Origin of the sequence: Methylobacterium pseudosasicola, assembly GCF_900114535.1 — a bacterium.
Classification (GTDB): domain Bacteria; phylum Pseudomonadota; class Alphaproteobacteria; order Rhizobiales; family Beijerinckiaceae; genus Methylobacterium; species Methylobacterium pseudosasicola.
On sequence record NZ_FOTK01000030.1, the window covers coordinates 43,559 to 63,464 of the forward strand.

Consider the following 19,906-nt stretch of genomic DNA (forward strand, 5'->3'; position numbering starts at 1 on the left):
ACCAACGACCGGACTCATCCATGGTCAGACAAGGCTCGGGTCCCCTCTCCCGTGCGGGAGAGGGACAGGGTGAGGGATGCGACCTTTCCGGAAGGACCTAGTCCCTCACCCCAACCCTCTCCCGCACGGGAGAGGGAGCGCGTCGCGCTTCCCTCGCTGAACCTCGCGTCGGTCCAGCCCGGGCCGTAAGCCGACCTCCCCGCCCCCGCGGAGAAGAACGGGACGGACGCCGCTCCGCGTGTCACTTCCCCAGCCCGAACTTCTCGCGCAGCTCCGGCGCGGTCGCCTCGTGGCCGAAGCCCGGGGAGCCCATGGCGAACTTGTCGGCATCTTTCAGCGGGCCGACAAGAACCGGGTCGAACCCGGCATCGCGGACCAGGCCCTCGGCGACCTTCACGGCCGCGGGATCGTCACCCGCGATCGGGATCGCCATCCGGCCGCCCGGCCGGTCCTTGCCGCCATCGGCGCCGGCCTTGGCGAAGACCTTGTAGTTGGCCGCATTGAACGCCCGGACCAGCTTGGCGCCCGGGAAGTACTTGGCCGAAGTCGCCCCGATGCCGTTCGCCTGGACCTCGTCGTAGAGCGCGCCGTCGCGCTTCTGGGTGGCGTTGCCGGCATCGAGCACGACCTTGCCGGCGAGTGAGGCCGCCAGATCCTTCGAGAGATCCGGATAGGCCTTGTACGGCACCGCCACGAACACCGCGTCGCCGAATTGGATCGCCTCCTCGGGCGTGCCGGCTTTCGCCTTCGGCCCGAGCTCGGCGATCATCGGCGCCAGGGTCTCGGGATGGCGCGAGGCGAACATCACCTCGTGGCCGTCTTTCACCCAGAGCGTGCCGATCGTGCCGCCGATATTCCCGGCCCCGATCACCCCGATCCGGATTTTTTTGGGATTGTCCTGCGCCAGGGTTGGTATCGCGGAAGCCGTGAGGAGGCCGGCGGCGAGGGCGAGCGCAGCGCGCCGCGTGGTGCGATCAGACCGCATCGATGAAGGTCTCCATCTGCTTGCGCTGGGCCGGGTTCGGCAGCGTCCCCCGGGCGGCGGCGAGGTTGTCCTCGACATAGGCCACCTTCGCCATGCCGGGGATCGGGCAGGTCACGGCTGGGTGGCCGAGCACGTATTTCAAGAACACCTGCGGCCAGCTGGTGCAGCCGAGATCCTTCGCCACCGGCGGCAGCTCCTTGCCCTGCACCGCCTTGAACAGGCGGTCCCGGCCGAAGGGCACGTTGGTCATCACCGCCACGCCCTTGTCGGCGGCGAGCGGCAGCACGCGCTCGGCCGCGGCCCGGTTGTCGATGGCGTAGTTCACCTGGATGAAGTCGAGCGTCTCGCGCTTCATCACGGCTTCCAGCGCGTCGAGCTGGCCGTCTCTCCAGACGGTGACGCCGACATAGCGGATCCGCTTGTCCCGCTTCAGATCCCGCAGGACCGCCAGATTCTCGTTCACGTCGATCAGATTGTGGACCGCCACGAGGTCGAGATTTGCGACCTTCATCCGCTTCAACGAGCGCTCGAACTCGGCGAGCGTCGCGTCTCGACCCTGGGTATCGACCTTGCTGGCGAGAAAGATCTTTTCGCGCAGGCCCGGCTCGGTGAGGATCAAACCGAGCACGTCCTCGGCGGTGCCGTAGCTCGGCGCGGTGTCGATCACCGATCCGCCGAGCGAGACGAAACTCTGCACGGCGGCCTTGAGCGGGGCCACCGCCTCGGGATTGGGTTCGACCTCGTAGCGCCGCGACGTGCCGATCCCGATCGCCGGCAGCATCTCCCCGGTGGAGGGGATCGGCCGTCGGATCAGCGGCTCGGCGGCCCAGGACAGGCACGGGGCCAGCGGCGCGAGGGCGGATGCCGCAAGCACGGCACGACGGGATACGGGCATGGCCGGCCTCCGGCGGTGTCAGAACACAACCGGAAGATAGGGCGGCGCTCGGCGGAAGTGTATTCGTTATTCTCACGCTTGCGCGAGCGCGAGGAAACCCGACTCGACCCGGAGCCGGACGCGTCCGGTGACGTCCCGGCGCGTCCCAGGATGCTGCGCCCTGCCTCGGATGCGGCGGTCCCGCCAGCCCCTAATCCTCCTCCGGCGGATCCTCAAATTCCGCGCCCTCGGTGTCCGGCGCGATCCGGAACCGGTACTCGTCGATCGCTAGGAACGCGCGGTGGACCGTTTGTGGGTCGAGGCCATCGCGCACCACGATCGTCTGGAAATCGATGAACAGTCGGGCGATCCGCGCCTCCTCCGACAGGGCGGCCAGCGCGGACGAACTGGCGCCCGCGCGCATAACGTAGCGCTTTGCCACGCCGTCCGTGTCGGGCATGGGCAGAACAACGATCTGCCCGGCCGTCTCGGGTCGCAGCTCCGCCCAGCGGGCGGGGGTCCACGCAATGATGGCCTCGATCTGCTTCATCGGCACCTCCGGCGGCTCAGGATGATCCGCCTAAGCATCATTTGCCGGAGGGGTCACCGGGTGGGCGGTGAAAATGTTGCCGGATGTAGGACATGCCGGGGGCATCGGCGTAGCCACGCGCTCGCACTGACGGAGGACCCCTGTAACCCTGCGGAGAGGCTCAACTCCGCCCTCATCCTGCGGTGTGGGGTGTTCGATTTTTCAATGCGCGACCGACGATGCGCACCACGAAAAGAGAGTCGTCCTGGAAAGGCTGCGCGCCCACCCTCCCCCGCAGAGGCTAACGGATTCACATCGTTCCGGCAGCAAGCGTTTGAAGCACCACGCATTTCCCCTCCCCCTTGCGGGGAGGGGCCAGGGGTGGGGGTGGTGCAGGATCGAACGTTAAGGGTGCCTTCTGAGCCACCCCCACCTCCAACTTCTCCCCGCAAGGGGGAGGAGAGAGCGCCGCGCCGTTCGCGGTGCGATGTGTGAACATCGTCGCCCGTGCAGCAGAGGATTGGGGTGGGGGATCAGGCACTTCCGGAGACGTCGCATCCCCCGCCCCGTCCCTCTCCCAAACGGAACCGGGCACCTGCGCCCCGAATGGAGATACGCCCCGGAGCGGCGCCACCCCCGAATGCTATCGCGCCCGCTCGACCTGCCCGCGGATTTCCCCCTTCGGATTCGCGGCGGTGTGGAGGTTGAAATAGAGCTTGCCGGCTTCGAGGTCGGCGGCCTTGGTGTCGTCCAGGGTCGCCTCGCCGGAGAACGGGCTGCTGGTCGCGGTCACCGGCACGAGCACCCCGGCATTGGCGCCGGCCGGGGCCGGGCCGTGGAAATGCGCGGCCGTGACCGGGCCGGTCAGGCCGCTATAGGTGCCGTTCCAGCTCAGGCGCTTGGTGGCCGGATCGTAGGTCGCCGTGACGGCGCCGGTGCCCTTCGAATCGGTCGCCGGGACCTCGCTGCCGCCCGTGAGCGCGGCCTTGTAGGGGATGCTCTCCCCCGCCGCGCGGGCGCCGGAGACGGCGAGCGGCACGGTGAATGCGAGGAGGGCGGCGAAACCGGTACTGGCAAGGCGTGTCATCGAACGCTCCGCTTCGGCACGGCCCCCGAGCGGGGCCACGTGTCGCAAGATAGAGGGGCGGCGCCGCGCGGACCATCGGGTTATCGTTCATCATGGGACAAATGTCCGGCCGCAGGCGCCGGCGGCGGGGTGCGATGGCGGTGACGGACGCAGGCGCCCCGGCGGGCGGGCACGGGCGGGAGATCACGGCCCGGGGCCTCGTTCTCGGCGCGCTGATCACAATCGTGTTCATGGCCGCCAACATCTATCTCGGCCTCAAGACCGGGATGACCTTCTCGTCCTCGATTCCCGCGGCGCTGATCTCGATGGGTGCCCTGCGGCTCGTGGGCGGGGCCGGCATCCTCGAGAACAACATCGTGCAGACCCAGGCCTCGGCGGCCGGGACCCTGTGCAATGTCATCCTGGTCCTGCCCGGCCTGGTTCTGATCGGGCATTGGCACGGCTTCCCGTTCTGGGAGACGAGCCTGGTCTGCCTGATCGGAGGCTGGCTCGGCGTGGCCTTCTCGATCCCCCTGCGCCGGGCGCTGGTCTCGGGCAGCGACCTCCCCTACCCCGAGGGCGTCGCCGCCGCCGAGGTCTTACGGGCCGGCCATGCCGAGACCGGCGAGCGCGGCCTGACCACTTTGCTGATTGCCGCTTCGGGCTCGGGCCTCGTCGCCTTCGCCACCAGCGGCCTGCGGATCCTGGCCGACGGCGTGCTCACGGCCGTCAGTTTCGGTGGTGCGGTGTTCAGCATCGGCAGCGGCTTCTCCCTGGCGCTGGTCGGGGTCGGCTATCTGGTCGGCATTGGGGCATGCCTCGCCCTGCTCACCGGTGTTGTGATCGCTTGGGGCATTATGGTCCCGGTGCTGACAGCCGTGACGTCCCAGCCCGGCCTGTCGCCCGGGGAGGCCGCGCAGGCGGTGTGGTCGGGGCAGGTCCGGCTCGTCGGCGCCGGCATCATTGCGGTGGGTGGGTTCTGGACCGTGGCGACGCTTGTCCGGCCGATCGCCCGGAGCATCCGGTCGGCCCTGGCGGCCGGCAATCCGGCTCGCGCCGCTGCCCGGCAGGACCGCGACCTGCCGCTGCCCCTGGTCGGCGGCGTGGCGCTCGCCCTGTGCCTGCCGCTCGGCGCGCTGTTTGCCGGATTTGCGGCCGATCTCGGTATCAATGGCCCGATGCTCGCCGCCGTGGTGGCGGCGGGCCTGCTGTTCTGCCTGGTCTTCGGGGCCGCTATGGCGGCGGTCTGCGGCTACCTCGCCGGTCTCCTCGGCTCCTCCACCAGCCCGATTTCCGGGATCGGCATCCTCACCGCCATGGTCGGCGCCGCGCTGCTGCCGCTGCTCCTCGGCCCGGCCGACGATCCGGAGGCGCGGCGCGTCACCGTCGCGCTGGTGCTGCTCGCGGCCTCGGTGATCATCACCGCCTGCTCCATCGCCAACGACAACCTGCAGGATCTCAAGACCGGCCAGATCGTCGACGCCACGCCCTGGCGCCAGCAGGTGGTGCTGATCGTCGGCGTCGCCGTCGGCTCCCTGGTGATCGTGCCGCTGCTGTCGCTGCTCTACGGCGCCTACGGCTTCGTCGGGTCCCTGCCCCGCCCCGGCATGGATCCGGCCCTGGCGCTCACCGTACCGCAGGCCTCGCTGGTCACTCAGATCGCCGAAGGTATCGTCGCCCGCACCCTGCCCTGGCCGATGCTGCTGATCGGCTGCGGCCTCGGCGCCGTGATGGTCGGCCTCGAAGTCGCGCTCAAGCGCCGGGCGTTCAGCTTTCCCGCGCTCACCGTCGGCATCGGCATGTACCTGCCGCTCTCGGTGGAGATGACCATCGGTCTCGGCGGCCTGCTCGGCTTCCTCTGCGCCCGCGCCCTGCGCCGCCGCGGCGCCGATCCCGAGACCCGGGAGGCTTCCCGCCGCCGGGGCGTGCTGATCGCCTCCGGTTTCCTGGTCGGCGAGAGTTTCGTCGGGATCGGCCTGACCGCCGTCGATGCGGCCTCCGGCCGATCCTCGACCCTGAGCCTAGTCGGTCCGGATTTCGCCCCGACGGCGACCTGGCTGGGCGGCGCGGTCTTCGCCGCCGGATTCTTCGCAGCATTTCGGTTCATCCGCGGTTCCTTCGCAGAGCCTTCGCAGAGACGCCCCGCCGGCGCCCCCCAATTCGGCGCAGAGAACCGTTGACAGCCCGCGCCCACCCTCCCTATACCCCGCCCGCTGGTCGCAGCCTTCCGAGGCCTGCGCGGCTCGTGGCGGGGTAGCTCAGCTGGTTAGAGCAGAGGAATCATAATCCTTGTGTCGGGGGTTCAAATCCCTCCCTCGCTACCAAAAATCTCCAACTGATCCTTACACTTAGCCATCGAGCCTCGGATTTGCCGTCCGGGGCTTTTTGCTGCTCGGGCTGTTCTCGGGCTGCGACCCATGGAATTCATCGACCCCGGATCCGCACGGATTCCTGAGCCGGACCCTATCCATGGCCGGATCGTCTCAGCCGCCGTTGGCAGTGCCGAGCTTCGGCATGTCGAACTTCGGCAGGCTCGCACGAAGAATGGGTTGTCGATCGGAGACAGCCCATGCCCGCCAATGCCTACCTCGGCCTGACCTCACTCTCGGGCACCCGCCCGCTCGCCGTCCCGGACGACGTCCGTGGCTTCCGCTGCGAGGATCCCGCCGGGCGCTGCCCGTCCTGCCGGCATCACGCACGCATCGAGGGCCCGGCGCCGGCAACCCGCCACACCGGGGAGGCCTGTGTCGCGGACGTCTGCCTGGCGTACCGGCGCGAGCTTCTCATCGCCCGGTCGACCACGAGGCCGTGCGGGCGGTTCGAGGTGTGTGCGAAAACCGCACAGACCCCGCCCTTGCCCGGCGCCGGCCTGGGGGGCATCATCCCGGCATAGGAGATCGGCTTCCGCCGGTCGGCCTCCCGCACCCTTGAGGGCTCCCATCTATCGCGCCGGCCGCCGCGCCGGGCAGGAGCCTTCCCATGCGCGTCATCGAGATCTCCACCGTCGAGGCCCTCATCCGCGAGGCGCTCCCCCGCGCCACGGAGGAAGAGGTCGCGTTCCTTCTCGCGCGTTGCGAGGGGCGGTCCCTGCACCCCGACAACGCCGACCTGCTCAGGCCCTTCACGCGCCGGGACGATTCGGAGACCCGCGTCGAGCGGATCGGGATGCTGGTCGGATGTGTCCTGACCGGCCAGCGGAACGGGTGGCACAGCAGCGCGATCCACCCCGCCGTCCGGCGACCGGTCCGGGATGCGGCAGCGCGGGCTTAGCCCTACGCAGTCCCGCCCGGTGCGCCCGTTAACCGAGCCATCGATCGGGCCTTCCCTGCCGGATCGGGCGCCCCTATCTTGCTCTTGTGCACACGACGACCCCCGCCGGTACGAGCGGGCATGTAGACAGGAACACGACGTCGACGGCTTCGGAGCGACCCCGCCTGGACGCGCAGGGATGACACTCCGTTCGAGGCCGAACTGTTTAGAAGGAAGATGCCCCTCGCCGGGTTTGGGCGGGGGGATGGTACATCGTGAGCCAGGCCCCCGGTCAGCTGACCTACACTCCGCCGGTACGTGCGGGGATGACACAGAACCGGGGCGGATCGACCACCGACACGTTTAGCCCTGCGGAGACGGCGGGGAGGACAGAGAGGCCCCGGGGCGATGCCGGGGCCCTCTCTCGTTTCAGGCCTCCGATTCCTCCAGATGTCACTCGATCCCGAGCTCAGCCAGCAGCTCCGCGCGGTCTTGATGCGCGAGCCAGATCAGGAAGCTCCGGTCGACGGTCGTGAGCACCCGCGTCGTCTGATCGTAGTCGAAGATGATCGGCCGGATGCTCTTCTGAACCTGCAGCGAGGCAGTGTTCTGGAGGGCCTGGGTGATGTTGCCCTCGTTGAGCTTCGCGCCCTCAGGATGCTTGGCCTTGATGATGCTGGCCACCTGCTGGCGCCGCAGGCCGGTCTCCAAGACGTCGATCGAGCTCGCGAGCACCGCGTAGGTGACCCACTTGTACATCTCCAAGTCGGTCTGCTGAAAACCCTCAGAGAAGTTGGTGATGAAGGCCGAGTACCGGCCGGCCTGGTCGTTGACGATCTCCCGGACGAGCGCCTCGGCATCGGCGCCCACGCCAACGTCCTGGGGCTCGTCGCGTGTCTCGAACACTCCCGACCGCTCGCACAGCCGGTAGCACGCCTCTTGGACGAGCGCGACGCTGTCCCCGCAATGCCGGAGCAGGACCTCGATCGTTGCCGGGTCGAAGCGCACGTTGAGGAGCTGCTCGCCGACGCTGATGACCTCGCGCAAGTGCGCCGGCTCCCAGACATCGACGTCGATGCTGACGATGCGGTTAGTGAGGTCGCCGTTGTAGTAGATCAGCCGGTTCTGTTCGCGCCACACCCCGACGACGATGAAACAGAACGGCGAGTTTTCGTGGAACGCTTTGAGCGAGAACGCGAAGGACCGCTGGGTGTCAGCCGACAGGTAGTGGAAGTCCTCTAGAATGATGAACTTGCCGAACTCGATCTCCTGTAGGGCGGTAATGATGTCGTTGACGTCGTTCAGGTCGATCTCCAGGCGCTTGCTCACCACCGCATCGGCGGAGTTGGTCTCCCGGTTGAGCGTGCCCTTGCCGGAAGCCTTGGCCACGAACGGGACCTTGCCCTCGCCGGCGAATTCCGCGCCGTACTTCCAGGCCCCGCCGACGGTTTTGGTCTGCGTCTGCTCGATGCGGTAGCCGGCCTTCTTCAGGATCGCGCCGTTGAGGTCGGCCAGGCCCATCGTGTTGAGGCAGCTGACGACGATGAAGTCGGTCTCGTTCAGGCAATGCCTGCGGAGGGTAGTTTTGCCCTGCTTCGAGGAGCCGTAGATCACGACGTGCTTGTCGCGGGTGAGGCTGTCGATGAAGCGCCCATCAACTCCATCGCGGGCGACGTAGTTCAACGGGATCTCGCGGCCGACGCCGAAGGCATCCCGTAGCTTCACGACCTGTTCCGGCATCGCGTCCCTCGTTCCTTCCCTAGGACAGTAGGAGCGCAGGAGCAGCCTCCGCAACCGTTCAGGTTTGCCCGCCGCCGGAGGATCGCGGGGCTGCGTTAGAGCGGTCCGTCCGTGGCGACGCCGCCGAGCTACCCGACGACTAAGTCATCCTCGCCGAGCTGCTGCCACGCCTGGAGCTCGCCCTCGGTATCCGGGATCGGGATCACCTCGGCCATGTCGAAGACCGACAGGACCTCCTCGCCGTCCGCATCGAGCACGCGGCCCTCCAAGGCGTAGGCGGCCGCGTGCTCGGCATCCATCCCAATCCAGGGGTGCTGGAAGCGATCGACCAGGCCCCGAAAGGCGGCACGTCGATAGGCGTCGATCTCAGCGGCGCTCATTACCAGAAGCTCCCCACCGCCGGCAGCGAACTCGCCGCCGGGGCCTCCTCGATCTCGACGCGCGGCGAGACCGGATCGAGCGACCACGCGATGGGCGTGCGGCCCTCAGCTTCGCGGATCGCCCGCTCCAGGGCGGCCCGGCACTCGGCCTCAATCGCGTCGGGATCCCCGCCTTCGGAGACGATCTCGGCGCGGAGCTCGTCGCCTGTCATGTCCAGAATGTCCTCGACGATCAGGTCGTCGAGCGCGTTGAGGAAGGCCTCGTCGGTCAGGCGGCGGGTCATCGGGCATCCTCCCCGGCCGGGCGCGCCCGGCCCCGCAGGAACCTACCGATCACGGGACCGCTCACGATCGAGGCTCCGATCCATGCTACTAGCCAGCTCATGGGCAGGGCCCCCGCTTCCGGTCACCGGCCGCCGCGATGATGTCCTCCAGGCGCCCCTGGATCGGGGGGCGCCGGATCTCGATGAAGGCGAAGGCGCCGGTGAAGGCGACGGCGAGGCAGAGCATGCCCGCGCTCAGCCAGATCACGAGGTCGGTCGTGCTCACGATGCCGACCCTCCGAACAGGACGCGCTCGATCGGCGCGCGGCCAGGCTCCGGCGTCAGGGCGAGCCGATCGGCAACGAGCGCGTGCAGCTGCAGCGTGTGCGTCCGCTCGATCGTCTCGCGGTCGACGTCGAGCAGGTTGAAGGCGAACTCCTGCGTGGGGCTCCGACCATGGCGGACTGCGCCGACGGCGTTGCGGAAGGCCACCCGCCGCGCGAGGAGCATGGCGTAGAAGGCCTGGGTCACGCCCGGCCCTCCGTGATCAAGCCGTGGCTGGCCATAACGGTGTAGACCGCCCCGGCCAGCTGGATGTCGTCGAGCCGGTCGGCGCGGCCCTTGGCGAGCACCGCGCGGATGACCTCCCACGGGGACTGCGGCAGCGGCTTGGCCGGGGCCCACAGCGGGGAGTGGGGGAACCTCTTGTGGAGGCGGGCCCGGATCTCCTCGGGGATCGGGCCACTGTTGCCGCCATCAGTCGCCGTCAACATGCCTGCGCCCCCGTCCTGTAATCCCGTGATCAGAGGCTAGCGCGGTCCGCCGATTCGCACTGGACGCTGACAACCAAAAAAAGCAGCCGGACTGATTCGTAAGGGCGGCTCTCCTCGTGAAGCGGGCTTTTCGAGGGGGATTGCCGGAGTGCGGTAGGTTGTCACATGCACGGTCGGGTTAGCTTTGTGAACACCCTGATCTGGGTTCGGCGTGGACGTGAGGGCCAGTCCAGGCTTTAGTGGCGGCTCGCCTCTGAGACGTCCCGTGCCCCGCACTCGCTTCTTGAAACGGACCGCCGCCACCGCCGCCTGAGCCCTGAGCTCGGCGCGCCCCTGCGTGCACCGTTTCCAGCGAGTTCCCCGATGTCCGACGATACCCTTGGCCTCGACGCCTCGATCCTGCGCGCGCTGATCTACGATCCCGCCGCACTCGCCGGCCCCGCCGTCCCGACGTCCCCGCTCGACCGTGGCCAGCGCCTGCGGGGCGGCGAGTTCGTCGGCTGCGACGCCCGGCGCGAGATCCCCTATCTGCTCACCCCCCTCCTGGATCTGGTCCTGCCGGACCCGGTTTTCCGTGCCCTCCGACGGGCGATCGACGAGCCGACGCTGCGCCGGATCCAACGGCTTGAGGCCGCCCTGCGCAGCCCGCTTCCCCGCGAGAGCGAGGCGGCCGCGCTCGCGGTGGCAGAGGTTCTCCAGTTCCACCAGGCCGCCCTCGGGTGCCAGATCGCCTCGGCACGTTGCGCGGCGGACGCGCTCGATGCGGCAACCATGCGCATCGAGGCGACCAATTTTGGCCATGCGTTCCTGTCGTTTCGGGCGGCCTGCCTGTTCGCGAGCGATGCGCAGTCCGACGCGACGGACGTCCCCTACGTCGGGGGGCCCCTGAGAGCGCGACTGCATGCGTTCGATCAGAAGGCGGAGGCCTGGCTTCAGGGGTTTCGCGTGTTCGCGGCCGCCGAGCGCATGATAGCTGATGAGGACGCGATCCTCCGTGGTGGCGTCGGCATCCCCGCGACCGAGCCCCCCGTGCCGACCGACGACGTCGTGGCGCAGGTCAAGGCTGTCGAGATCCTCCGGCGCGGCGCCAACAAGCGCGCGGTCGCGCCTGCAGCCCCCCTCACGCTGGTGGTGTTCCCGTCGCTCGCCCACCTACCTCAGCCATCTCAGTCGGCTCGGGACCGGGGGGACAGCCCGCGGGCGATCGCCGAGCCGTGGGCGGAACGAGGCATGCCGCTCACACCGGCGCCGGATCCTCACGGGTTCGCGACCCGCCTTCGCAACCGCTTCCCGTGGGCTGAGGAGGCAATCGAGCCCTTCGCGCAGGACCTCGTGGGCGCACCCTACGCCGCGACCCGTCCGCGGACGCTCGTCTCGCCACCAGGCTTCGGGAAGTCGGCATTCGCCAGGGCCGTCCTCGAAGAGGCCGGCCTCGACGTCACGCTTTATAGTTGTGCAGGCCAGATGGACGGGGGCAGTCTGGGCGGTACATCGCGCCAGTGGGGATCCTGGCGCCTATCTGTGCCGGCGCAAGGGTGCCTTCGCCACGGCAGGGCCAGCCACGGGATCATCCTCGACGAGGTAGAGAAGGCGGGCTCATCCAGAAGGTGGGGTCGTCTAGATGAGACCTGCCTTCCGTTCCTCGAACGGGGCAGCACTGCGCGGGCGATCCATGACCCGGCGCTCGAATGCGCAATCGACCTGAGTGCCGTCAGTTACATCCTGACGGCAAACAGCATCGAAGCCGTCGTCGCGCCCCTGCTCGACCGTGCGCCAGTTCTGCATTGGCCGGCCCCCAGGGCCGAGGATATGCCGATCGTGGCGGCGGCGATCCTGGCGGAGATCCGCCGGGATCGGGGGCTGGATGATGTCTGGTGCCCGGACCTCGACGGCGAAGAACTCGATGCCCTGACGGCATGGCGCGGGGGCAGTCTGCGTCCCCTGCGCCGGATGGTGGAGGCCGTTGTCGCGAGCCGGGACATCTTCGCCCGTCGCATGCCGAACTGAGGGGGAGGCCGCCGTGGAAAACACAGACTCCCTCACCCTGATCGCCGCGCGGATCCGGGGCGCCTGCGACACGTACAGGATCTGTGGCCTGATCGGCCGCGGCTGCCTGGAGCGTGTGCGCCTTATCGACCGCCTGGTTGAGGCCGGACGCATCGATCCCGTCGCCGGCGTGCGCCTCGCCCGCGAGGCTGAGGCCGTCGCCTTCATGCTGGCCCCCATCCCCGGAGGCCACTCATGATCGTCGACGAGTTCTACGGCATCGCCAGGCATGCCCTGAAGAACCACCCGGGTTCGGACAGCGTGCGCATCACCGCCATCGTCCCGTCCGCCATGGGGCCCGTGGTCCAATGGGAGGCCCCGATCCTCGCGCGCGAGCGTCAGCGGAAGGCATTGGGCGTCGTCGGCGTCGTGGCGGGCCCCGTGATTTTGGAGGTCCTTGTCCGGACGCTCGCCGCCCGCTGGCGGAAGGGCGCGCCATACTGCCCGCAGGACTGGGACGTGCGGCTCGCCGGACGGTACCAGCGCATCTTCCAGAGGCAGGCCCCCTCCACGGGCCCGGGCTGGTCTTGGCTATGGGAAGGCGGCGCTCAAGCAATCGTCGCCGCGGGCGTGCCGCGAAATTTCCGTACGACCGACGCCAAGGATAAGTTCGGCAGCATCAGGTGGTACTATGAGGCAGAGGAAGACTGCCAATACGTCGATGATATCACAGATGCTGTAGAGCATCTATCAAGTTTCATATGCGAAGACTGTGGAAGCCCAGGTCGCATTCGTAAGGGCGGGTGGCTTCGGTGCCAGTGCGAGCTTCATGCGAAGGGGAGGACGGGAGCGTGACGAGCGTATGGATCCTCTCCGATCTGCATGTCGACGCGTGCCCGTGGACGCCGCCGCCCGGGCCGCGCGTGGATCTCGCGATCGTCGCTGGGGACGTCGCCGACGGCCTGACGCGAAGGGCGATCCCGTGGCTGGCGGAGCACGTCGTCCCCCGGGCGCGCGAGATCGTCTACGTCCCGGGCAACCATGACTGGTGGCGGACCCGCATGCCCGACGAGCTCCGACAGGCGCAGGACGACGCGGCCGCAGCACGGATCCGGCTGCTAGACTGCGGACAGTGCGTGCATTTTGACGGCGTCGAGGTGATCGGGGCGACGCTCTGGACGGACTACGCCGTCGCCGGTCCGGATCACCGGGCGCACGCGCTGCGCGTTGCCGGCGACCGCCAGGGTGGCATGAGGGATCATAGGCTCGTCCAGACACGGGACCGGCTCGGAACGCCCGCGCCCTTCCGGCCTCTCGCCGCCGCCGCGCTCCACGTCGAGCACAGAGGCCGGATCGAGCGGTGCCTGGCACAGCCATGGGATGGGCCCCGGATCGTCGTCACACACCATGCGCCGCACCCGCGGTCGCTCCTGCATGGGGAGGTCCGCGAGGTGATTGATGCCGCCTACGCGTCGGACCTGACGGCGATGATGGAGGGGCCTGGCGCGCCGGATCTATGGATCCACGGGCACGTCCACGCGAGCCGCGATTACCAGGTCGGCCGCACGCGCGTGATCGCCAACCCAAGGGGCCACGACACGAGCCATAGGCGCCGCAACGGCGACTGGATCGTCGAGCTCGAAAATCCCCGATTCGCCCCCGCCTACGTTCTGGAGATCTAAATTCGCACTCTCGCCATCATCGCCGCCGTCGCCGGCGCACCCGGCCCCCCGCCGGGCATCTACTGCTCGATCAGCGGCGAGCTGATGCCGCTCTCGATCGGACCCGAGGCTGGGCACGTCGGCATCGACGGGCTCGACTGCCAGGATGCCGTGATCCAGGGCGGCCGGATGCGGGCGCCGCGGTGCTACGCCAACGGCGGCAGCGTCGTCGCCTACGACACGACGCTCGCCCTCCTGCCGGACGGGGCGATCGTCCATGAACGGGAATTCTACCGGAGACTGGATGGCTGGCCGCCGTGCCCTTAGGCTTCGCCGACCAAGCGCAGGATCGCCTGCGCCCGCTTGCGGGCCTCGTCCCGTGCCCACGCCAATGCACGCGGCTTGACCGCCGCCTCGCCTGAAATCCACCTCCGCACCTGCCGTGGGTTCTCCCCCAGATCTTCGGCAAGCTCTTGGATCCAGCGGCGCCCGTAGAGGAGCTCTCCGACCGCGCGCAGTTCGACGGCGGCCGACACGTCCGGGGGCCCCCCGTTCCCGCGCCGACCGGCCTCGGCGACGAGGGTCTGCCCCGTCGGGGCGGCCGCCGCGAACTCGGCTTTTCCGAGGGCGATCCGTCGGTCTCGGGATGCTGCGCGGCGCTCCGCAACCGAGAGCGTGGAATTAGAACTGAGCGACATTTCAGTGCCTATCGGGGGATCTGTTCCGATCAGGTGAAGCGTCCGCACAATGTGCGGACCCTTTGTGGACTCAGTCGAACAGGCCCGGATCCCCGCCCTTGGCACGGGGCCTGGAGGTCATGTCGTCACGCGACTGACGCACGAGGTGGACCAGGTCGATCGGGGTCGGAAGATGCTCATCCTTCGCCTCGACGAGGAGCAAGGCCAGCTTCGTGATCCCGAGCGGGGTAACCCTCAGCTTGATCACGAGCTTGTCAAGGACAGTCCCATCCGCCTTTTTAACCGACACCGTCTCAGGCACCTCGACGAGTTCCTCGGCATCGAGGCGCTCCTGCCAACCGATGTCATCGCCGCCCTTCGTGCGCTGGTAGAACCACCGCACGCTCGCCTCCGTGTTGCGCATGTAGACGAATAGCGCGGACGGCCTTACGCCCAAGAGCTTGGCGACGTCCGTGACGCAGTAGGCGCCGTCGGCGTTGGCGATAAGGTCGTGAGCGGCCACGGTGACGGCCTGCTCCTGGATCGTATCTCGCGCGACAGCCAGAGCCTGACCCTGCTCGGCGACGACGCCCTCCAGCTGGATCGTGCGCTGGGCATACTGTGCGACCAGCTGCATGGCGTTGTGCGGGTTCGAGAGGAACGCCATCGGGTCGATCGGCTTCGGCGCGGCCACCGCTCCGTAGCTGCCGGTTCGGCGGATCTCGGGCAGGATCTCGGTTGTGACCTTCTTGCGGAAGCGCCACGTGGTTGACCCTTGAACGAGCGCTTTCTGGCAACGCATCACCAGGCTGTACATGCCGCTCTCGGTGACCGTGAGGACCTCGCCCTGGGGCCTAAGAAGATCTTAGACCGCTCGTCGGGATCGAGCGCCCTGAGCGAGACGCTCGGGTTGGAGAGCTTCAGGGCGGCGCATAGGTCTTTGGCGATCAATTGCGGGCCGTCATCGAGCGTGGCGAACCGGACTTCGTGCCCATCGAAGTTGAAGGTGGAGAGTTCAGGCGGGGCCGGGATGCGGGTGACGGCGTTCATCAGGCCCTCCCGCCATTGAGCTCGACGGCCACGAACCTGTAGCCCTCGGGCAGCGAGACCTCGCCCTCCTCGGCGGCCGGCCCGACGAGGATCCCGCCCGCGAATTTGCCGTCCTCGACCAGGGCGTAAAGCTCGGCGAAGTCACTGCGGACCTTCCCGGCCGCGGCGTACGTCCACGGGGTGTCGACGCCGCCGATGCGAACCATGCCGAAGCCCGGGGCGCGGAACAGGCTGATCGAGGACCGCTCTGCCCCCGGCAGGAAGCGCGCCGGATCACGGCGGAAGGCCGCCTCGCGGGCGCGGTCCGCCGGGCCACCGGGGAGATCGGCGTTGACCTCGGCGAGGAGGTCGCGGGTCTCCATAGGGGCCTCGATTACGTCCATCCGCGCGGAGAACGCCACCAGAAGCGCGAGCCTTACCGCGGGGAAGGCAGGCTCGAAACCCGGGTCCTGCGCCTGCTCCATCAGGAGGGCGTGGCCAGCCTTCGGGTCCCGCTTACCGAGCGCGGCGGCCTCGTCGTAGAGCTGAGCCTCGCTGAGGAGGCCGCACGCGTTGAGGAGATGGGTTTTCACCTGCGAGATCTCCCCACCCGACATCCGCTTAGAGGGGCGCGTCAACAGCGCAACGATGCTAGGGTTCAAATTCGGCTCGGACATGAAGCTGACTTTCGTGTTCGACCAGGCTCCGGGCGGCGGCTCCAACCCCGCTTCCCGGGGCCACCCCAGCGGGGCGGCTATCCCATAAATGGCACCTTTCCGGATTCGCGCAACCTTGTAGCGCGAGGAAATCTTGCTAGATTGGCGCCATGTTTCCCACCGGCCCCCAGATCCGCGCCGCGCGCGCCCTGCTGAACATGTCCCGCGATGAGCTCGCGGCCATCTCTGGCGTGTCAGCTAGGACGATCGACAATCTCGAAGGCGAGAAGCGCGAGCCGATCCAAGCGACGCAGATCGCGGTGATGTCGGCCCTCATGGCGGGGGTGGAGTTCCTGCCGCCGGATCCGGAGCTCTGCCGCGGTCCGGGCGTCTGCCTCGTAGCCCGCTAGGCCTCGACCGACCGGGTCCGCTTGCTCCCCTTGGGCCCGCGCAGTTCCGGGGCGCCCCGCATCAGCGTAGCCGGCCCCGCTCCCCAGCGCTCCTCGCACGATGACGCCGGATCCGCACCGGACTCCCGGCACCAGGCTAGGTGCCGCTGCAGCTGGGCCTGGGACGGCCTGTGCCGCAGCCGGGCCTCCCAATCCTCCTGCCGGGCGGCCCGGGCGCTGACGCCGGCCTCCGGCGTCGAGGCCACGTCAGGCGGTACGCGACGCCTGCGAGCGCGCGAATCAGTGCGGGCTCGGAATAGTCGGGAATGGGATCTGCTTAGATGCCTGCCCTCAGCAGCATCGCCCTGACAGCAAAGTCGACTTCGGCGGGCTGGATGTCCGCCGGGATGGGGGGTGGGACGGCGACCGTCACAGGGATCGCTCCCATCGCGGGGGATCCGTCATCGGCGCGTTCGGCACCTCATGTCGGGCCATCAGGACGATCCCCGTGACGACGCCGATCGCCCACGCCACTAGGGCCACGGCTGGGGTGAGGATCGGGCTCATCGCCGTCCCCCGCCGCCGCCGGATGGACGCCTGTTGAGCGCCTCGGTGTTATCCTCGGTCGCTCCGGTGAGGTTGCGGATCGCGTGGGTCAGCTCCGTAGCCGCTTCGCGCGCGTCGCCGATCAGGTCCCGGTCGGCCGCGTCAAGCCGCAACGTCGCGGCACGGGTGGCAGGAACCTGATTGGGGGCTGTGGTGTCCGGCACCCAGCGCTGTTTGATAACTCCGCCGACGATGCCGGAGGCGGCGGCCAGCATGCCAAGCCCCGAGGCAAGCACCGCCTTCCAAGGCTCCAGGATGTCGAGGATCGCGGAGAAGCTCACGATGCGAAGCCCCTCGGCAGGGGCGCCGGCGGGGCAGCCCTCATCATGGCGAAGACCCGGCCCGCGACGACGATGTCGCGACCGGCACGGAAGGAGGATCTGACGTCGGAGATCGCCAGAGCGGCCGAGAACGCGGCACCGGTGCCGAAGGCGCCGAGCGTGGGCATGTAGAAGAGCGTGGCGAGGTAGGCGTGCAGCCCGGCCCCGAGGAGTGCTGTCAGGGCACGGAGCAGCGGTGTCCGGCGCCAGTGCCCGTTGATGGTCAGCGCGGCGATGCGGACGAGCGCGATCGATCCGATGAGAAGCGCCCAATGCTCCTCCGGCATGACGCTGGCGAACCGGTCCCAGATCGGTCCCGTCGAGAACGTCCGGCCCGGCAGGGCAAGAACCAGGGCGAGGAGCGCGTCGGTGCCGGCGCAGTGCCATTCAAGGTCGCGGGAAGGCGTGAAGACCGTGGGGACGCTACGGATGCTCCTCATGGTGTGGATCCCTGCTCACGCTCGCGGATCACCCCGAGCGCGCCGTGGCAGTCCTGCCAGGCCGCATGCAGATCGCCGACGTACCGCCCGACGGCGGCCGCGGTGCGGGGACGCCCAGGGACCGGCGGCTCGCCCGAGCATGCGAGCTGCTCAGGGGTGTAGGTTTGTGCCTGGAGCTTGATGCGGGGCGCCTGGACCGGGGCATGGTCGCAAACGGCGAAGAGCGCGAGGATGATCAGCACCAGGATCCACCGGCGGAACCGGTAGGCCAGCAGGATCAGGAGGAAGGCGACGAGGGTGCTCACTGGTGCCTCCCCGATGCAGGGGCCAGCGCATCGAGCGCGGCGTCGATCGCCGGCGGGACCGCAGCGGGCTTGGCCCGGGTGCGGGTGCTCCCGGACGCGCAAACCACCGATTCGGCGCCCTCGATGCGGGCCATCGCCTCCCGCGCTCGGAGGCGCTTCTCGGCCTCGGCGCGGGCCTCGGCGAGCCGGCGATCCGCGGGGGCGGCGTCGACGCCCTGCTGCCAGGACAACTGCCGTGCCTTCTCGGCGTTCTGGACCGCGACCTCCTCGGCCTGGCGATAGTCCTCCTGGAACCGGGCGGCGTCCGCCCGGGCGGCGGCAAGGTCGGTGGTGAGCCGGTGGACGTAGCCCGCCCCGAACAGCACGAGGTCGACGAGCGCGAGCGGCGGGGCGACCCTCATCGCGAGGGTCGGCATGAGGAAGAAGGCCGCCACCGCCGCGGCGACGGCGATGATGCCGCCGATGCCGAAGGGCGTGCTGATCAGGGAGAAGAGGAGCTCGAACATCGTCTCAGACCCCCTTCAGGCAGAGGGCGCGCTCGGCCTCCCTGCGCTTTACCAAGCCCTTCACGACGCGGCCGTTGTCCTTGTCGTAGAGTAGGAAGGCGTTTCAGGCGGCGCGGCGGTCGCCGGCGTTGTAGAGGCGGACGATCGAGCTACGGCAGAATCCGCTGGTGCCGATGTTTTAGGAGAGCGAGAGCGCGGCGACGTAGAAGTCGTCGCCCATGTCACGCTTCACGCACCGCTCGATGGCCGGGGCGTAATCCTCCCCGAGGCGCTTCACGAGCATCGCCTAGCACTCGGCGATGGTGAACTTCATCCCCATCCGGGCGCCCTTGGTCTCGCCTACGCAGACCGTCGGCACGCCCCCGCCATCGCGATATGCCTTTGTCCGCATGCCTTCGAAGCCGGTGATCCTGGTGCAGCACAGGGTGGCGAAGAGCGTCCCTGCGATGAAGCAGGTCTTGCCCTTCGAGGCCGGGCCGGGGGCGACGGCCTCGATCGTCGTGACCTGGATAGGGACGGCGACGACGGGATGGGCCGTGGCGATGACGGCGGCCGCGGCGGGACCGCGGAACGCGCGGAAGAGGCAAGCGAGGTTCATGCCCCGCCTCCCGTCGCGTCCGCATTCCCGGACACCTTCTCCTGGGAGACCAGGCGGGACCCGAGCGCGAGCAGGGCGAAGGTCATGTTGGCCCCGGCCATCTGGCCCGGGGTGAACACGTCGGAGGCTGAGTAGAAGCCGATCCCAACCTGAGCGGCGTCGAACACCGTGGCTGCTACGAGCAAGCGCACGCTCCAGGCATGCTCGAGGACGCACCTGGCGTTCTCGACGAGCCGGAGATCGATGTCGGCGATCCGGATGCCTATGGCGGCCCCCTGAGGTGGGTGCCGCCCCCGGCGATCCGGTGGGGACGTACAGCAAGGGGGGACGGGTGAGACGTCGCCGGTGGCCGGGGGCAGCGTGGCCCTAGGATCGGCTCGGCCCCGTCACGCGTTCCAGGTCACGCGCGGCGCCGGCGCTCCGATCGGCGCTAGACGACGGTGACGACGCGTCCGGCTTTCAGGACGAGGCCGACACCGTCTCTGCAGACGCCCACGGCCCCGTGCCGGACCCCCACCCCGCCGTAGAACGCCAGCCACCGGCGGACCTCGCCGATCGGCACGCCCGAGGCCTGCATGACGTCCACGGCTTCTATGTCGTCCAGCCCGTCGAGCACCTGCTCCATGCCAGGGATCCTGTCGCCGTAGCGCCGGATCGCATGGACGGTGACACGGGCCCGAACGCCGTCGGAGTGGTCGTGCTCGACAACCGGGGGCGCCGGGGACGGCGATGCGGCGGCTTGGACGGCGTAGGCTGCGACGGGCACGGCGGCTCTCCGGTGTGGGTGGAGAGAGGGTCCGACAGGCAGGGGATTCGGGCAGGGGGCGCGAGAAAGATCGTTCCCATCGCGGTCGGGAACCTGGCCTCAGACCGG

31 protein-coding genes and 1 tRNA gene are annotated in these 19,906 nt (G+C 68.9%); 10 read left to right on the forward strand and 22 right to left on the reverse strand.

What is annotated here, in order from left to right:
* Positions 1-241: 241 nt before the first annotated feature.
* From BM228_RS23820 to BM228_RS23835, 4 genes are all read right to left on the reverse strand, one after another.
* Complete coding sequence (locus BM228_RS23820) at positions 242-985, reverse strand: NADPH-dependent F420 reductase (protein WP_092044503.1); 744 nt, start codon at positions 983-985, stop codon at positions 242-244.
* Complete coding sequence (locus BM228_RS23825; protein WP_092044505.1) at positions 975-1,880, reverse strand: aldo/keto reductase; 906 nt, start codon at positions 1,878-1,880, stop codon at positions 975-977. Before BM228_RS23825 ends, BM228_RS23820 begins: the two co-directional genes overlap by 11 nt.
* 190 nt (positions 1,881-2,070) lie before the next feature.
* The gene (locus BM228_RS23830) at positions 2,071-2,409 is read right to left on the reverse strand and encodes a hypothetical protein (RefSeq protein WP_092044506.1); all 339 of its coding nucleotides are present in this window, start codon (positions 2,407-2,409) and stop codon (positions 2,071-2,073) included.
* Between the two features lie 622 nt (positions 2,410-3,031).
* Positions 3,032-3,475, reverse strand: a complete 444-nt coding sequence (locus BM228_RS23835; protein ID WP_092044508.1) for a CHRD domain-containing protein — start codon at positions 3,473-3,475, stop codon at positions 3,032-3,034.
* Positions 3,476-3,609: 134 nt separating this feature from the next.
* Between BM228_RS23835 and BM228_RS23840 the strand changes: the two genes are divergently transcribed.
* The 4 genes from BM228_RS23840 (at position 3,610) to BM228_RS23855 (ending at position 6,724) form a co-directional block, all read left to right on the forward strand.
* Positions 3,610-5,634 carry an OPT family oligopeptide transporter gene (locus BM228_RS23840; protein WP_092044509.1) on the forward strand — a complete coding sequence of 675 codons (2,025 nt, stop codon included), beginning with the start codon at positions 3,610-3,612 and terminating at the stop codon, positions 5,632-5,634.
* Positions 5,635-5,701: 67 nt separating this feature from the next.
* Positions 5,702-5,778: transfer RNA gene (locus tag BM228_RS23845), tRNA-Met, on the forward strand.
* Between the two features lie 245 nt (positions 5,779-6,023).
* A complete protein-coding gene (locus BM228_RS23850; protein ID WP_092044511.1) occupies positions 6,024-6,347 on the forward strand; it encodes a hypothetical protein in 324 nt (107 codons plus the stop codon).
* Positions 6,348-6,433: 86 nt separating this feature from the next.
* Positions 6,434-6,724: a hypothetical protein gene (locus BM228_RS23855; RefSeq protein WP_092044512.1), complete on the forward strand. Its 291-nt coding sequence runs from the start codon at positions 6,434-6,436 to the stop codon at positions 6,722-6,724.
* A gap of 432 nt (positions 6,725-7,156) precedes the next feature.
* Here the strand turns inward: BM228_RS23855 and BM228_RS23860 are convergent, their stop codons facing one another.
* The 6 genes from BM228_RS23860 to BM228_RS23880 form a co-directional block, all read right to left on the reverse strand.
* Complete coding sequence (locus tag BM228_RS23860) at positions 7,157-8,443, reverse strand: hypothetical protein (RefSeq protein ID WP_092044514.1); 1,287 nt, start codon at positions 8,441-8,443, stop codon at positions 7,157-7,159.
* Between the two features lie 128 nt (positions 8,444-8,571).
* Positions 8,572-8,823, reverse strand: a complete 252-nt coding sequence (locus tag BM228_RS23865; protein ID WP_092044515.1) for a hypothetical protein — start codon at positions 8,821-8,823, stop codon at positions 8,572-8,574.
* A complete protein-coding gene (locus BM228_RS23870) occupies positions 8,823-9,107 on the reverse strand; it encodes a nitrogenase-stabilizing/protective NifW family protein (RefSeq protein ID WP_092044517.1) in 285 nt (94 codons plus the stop codon). Before BM228_RS23870 ends, BM228_RS23865 begins: the two co-directional genes overlap by 1 nt.
* A 97-nt stretch (positions 9,108-9,204) precedes the next feature.
* On the reverse strand, positions 9,205-9,372 hold the full coding sequence (locus tag BM228_RS34805; RefSeq protein WP_167367802.1) for a hypothetical protein: 168 nt from the start codon (positions 9,370-9,372) through the stop codon (positions 9,205-9,207).
* Complete coding sequence (locus BM228_RS23875; RefSeq protein ID WP_092044518.1) at positions 9,369-9,617, reverse strand: hypothetical protein; 249 nt, start codon at positions 9,615-9,617, stop codon at positions 9,369-9,371. Before BM228_RS23875 ends, BM228_RS34805 begins: the two co-directional genes overlap by 4 nt.
* A complete protein-coding gene (locus tag BM228_RS23880; RefSeq protein WP_092044520.1) occupies positions 9,614-9,859 on the reverse strand; it encodes a hypothetical protein in 246 nt (81 codons plus the stop codon). The genes BM228_RS23875 and BM228_RS23880 overlap by 4 nt, the downstream gene beginning before the upstream one ends.
* A 363-nt stretch (positions 9,860-10,222) precedes the next feature.
* Between BM228_RS23880 and BM228_RS23885 the strand changes: the two genes are divergently transcribed.
* The 5 genes from BM228_RS23885 to BM228_RS23905 all read left to right on the forward strand — a co-directional run bounded on the left by BM228_RS23885 (position 10,223) and on the right by BM228_RS23905 (position 13,833).
* Positions 10,223-11,866 (forward strand): AAA family ATPase, encoded by a 1,644-nt coding sequence (locus BM228_RS23885; protein ID WP_092044521.1) that lies wholly within the window; start codon positions 10,223-10,225, stop codon positions 11,864-11,866.
* 13 nt (positions 11,867-11,879) lie between these two features.
* Complete coding sequence (locus BM228_RS23890) at positions 11,880-12,104, forward strand: hypothetical protein (protein ID WP_092044523.1); 225 nt, start codon at positions 11,880-11,882, stop codon at positions 12,102-12,104.
* On the forward strand, positions 12,101-12,700 hold the full coding sequence (locus BM228_RS23895) for a hypothetical protein (RefSeq protein ID WP_092044524.1): 600 nt from the start codon (positions 12,101-12,103) through the stop codon (positions 12,698-12,700). The genes BM228_RS23890 and BM228_RS23895 overlap by 4 nt, the downstream gene beginning before the upstream one ends.
* Entirely contained in the window at positions 12,697-13,527 is an 831-nt protein-coding gene (locus BM228_RS23900) for a metallophosphoesterase (RefSeq protein WP_092044526.1), read from the forward strand. Before BM228_RS23895 ends, BM228_RS23900 begins: the two co-directional genes overlap by 4 nt.
* Before the next feature lie 84 nt (positions 13,528-13,611).
* A complete protein-coding gene (locus BM228_RS23905) occupies positions 13,612-13,833 on the forward strand; it encodes a hypothetical protein (RefSeq protein ID WP_092044527.1) in 222 nt (73 codons plus the stop codon).
* Here the strand turns inward: BM228_RS23905 and BM228_RS23910 are convergent.
* The 4 genes from BM228_RS23910 to BM228_RS23925 form a co-directional block, all read right to left on the reverse strand.
* Positions 13,830-14,204 carry a hypothetical protein gene (locus BM228_RS23910; RefSeq protein WP_092044529.1) on the reverse strand — a complete coding sequence of 125 codons (375 nt, stop codon included), beginning with the start codon at positions 14,202-14,204 and terminating at the stop codon, positions 13,830-13,832. The two genes, BM228_RS23905 and BM228_RS23910, sit on opposite strands and share 4 nt — an antisense overlap.
* Before the next feature lie 70 nt (positions 14,205-14,274).
* A complete protein-coding gene (locus BM228_RS23915; RefSeq protein WP_092044530.1) occupies positions 14,275-15,000 on the reverse strand; it encodes a phage antirepressor KilAC domain-containing protein in 726 nt (241 codons plus the stop codon).
* Complete coding sequence (locus BM228_RS23920; protein WP_092044532.1) at positions 14,985-15,233, reverse strand: BRO-N domain-containing protein; 249 nt, start codon at positions 15,231-15,233, stop codon at positions 14,985-14,987. Before BM228_RS23920 ends, BM228_RS23915 begins: the two co-directional genes overlap by 16 nt.
* Positions 15,233-15,805: a hypothetical protein gene (locus tag BM228_RS23925; RefSeq protein ID WP_139234175.1), complete on the reverse strand. Its 573-nt coding sequence runs from the start codon at positions 15,803-15,805 to the stop codon at positions 15,233-15,235. The genes BM228_RS23920 and BM228_RS23925 overlap by 1 nt, the downstream gene beginning before the upstream one ends.
* Positions 15,806-16,038: 233 nt before the next feature.
* Here BM228_RS23925 and BM228_RS23930 point away from each other — a divergent pair, with 233 nt between their 5' ends.
* Positions 16,039-16,278, forward strand: coding sequence for a helix-turn-helix domain-containing protein (locus BM228_RS23930; protein WP_092044535.1), 240 nt, complete (start codon positions 16,039-16,041; stop codon positions 16,276-16,278).
* Here the strand turns inward: BM228_RS23930 and BM228_RS23935 are convergent.
* The 8 genes from BM228_RS23935 to BM228_RS35160 form a co-directional block, all read right to left on the reverse strand.
* Positions 16,275-16,523, reverse strand: a complete 249-nt coding sequence (locus BM228_RS23935) for a hypothetical protein (RefSeq protein WP_092044536.1) — start codon at positions 16,521-16,523, stop codon at positions 16,275-16,277. The two genes, BM228_RS23930 and BM228_RS23935, sit on opposite strands and share 4 nt — an antisense overlap.
* A 297-nt stretch (positions 16,524-16,820) precedes the next feature.
* Complete coding sequence (locus BM228_RS23940) at positions 16,821-17,144, reverse strand: hypothetical protein (protein ID WP_092044538.1); 324 nt, start codon at positions 17,142-17,144, stop codon at positions 16,821-16,823.
* A complete protein-coding gene (locus BM228_RS23945; protein WP_092044539.1) occupies positions 17,141-17,623 on the reverse strand; it encodes a hypothetical protein in 483 nt (160 codons plus the stop codon). The genes BM228_RS23940 and BM228_RS23945 overlap by 4 nt, the downstream gene beginning before the upstream one ends.
* On the reverse strand, positions 17,620-17,928 hold the full coding sequence (locus BM228_RS23950; RefSeq protein ID WP_092044540.1) for a hypothetical protein: 309 nt from the start codon (positions 17,926-17,928) through the stop codon (positions 17,620-17,622). Before BM228_RS23950 ends, BM228_RS23945 begins: the two co-directional genes overlap by 4 nt.
* Positions 17,925-18,434: a hypothetical protein gene (locus tag BM228_RS23955; protein ID WP_092044542.1), complete on the reverse strand. Its 510-nt coding sequence runs from the start codon at positions 18,432-18,434 to the stop codon at positions 17,925-17,927. The genes BM228_RS23950 and BM228_RS23955 overlap by 4 nt, the downstream gene beginning before the upstream one ends.
* Before the next feature lie 286 nt (positions 18,435-18,720).
* Entirely contained in the window at positions 18,721-19,032 is a 312-nt protein-coding gene (locus BM228_RS23960; protein WP_092044543.1) for a glycoside hydrolase family protein, read from the reverse strand.
* Positions 19,029-19,391, reverse strand: a complete 363-nt coding sequence (locus tag BM228_RS36225; protein ID WP_483128467.1) for a DUF7940 domain-containing protein — start codon at positions 19,389-19,391, stop codon at positions 19,029-19,031. Before BM228_RS36225 ends, BM228_RS23960 begins: the two co-directional genes overlap by 4 nt.
* A gap of 71 nt (positions 19,392-19,462) precedes the next feature.
* Positions 19,463-19,657: a hypothetical protein gene (locus tag BM228_RS35160; protein ID WP_208612085.1), complete on the reverse strand. Its 195-nt coding sequence runs from the start codon at positions 19,655-19,657 to the stop codon at positions 19,463-19,465.
* Between the last annotated feature and the right edge of the window lie 249 nt (positions 19,658-19,906).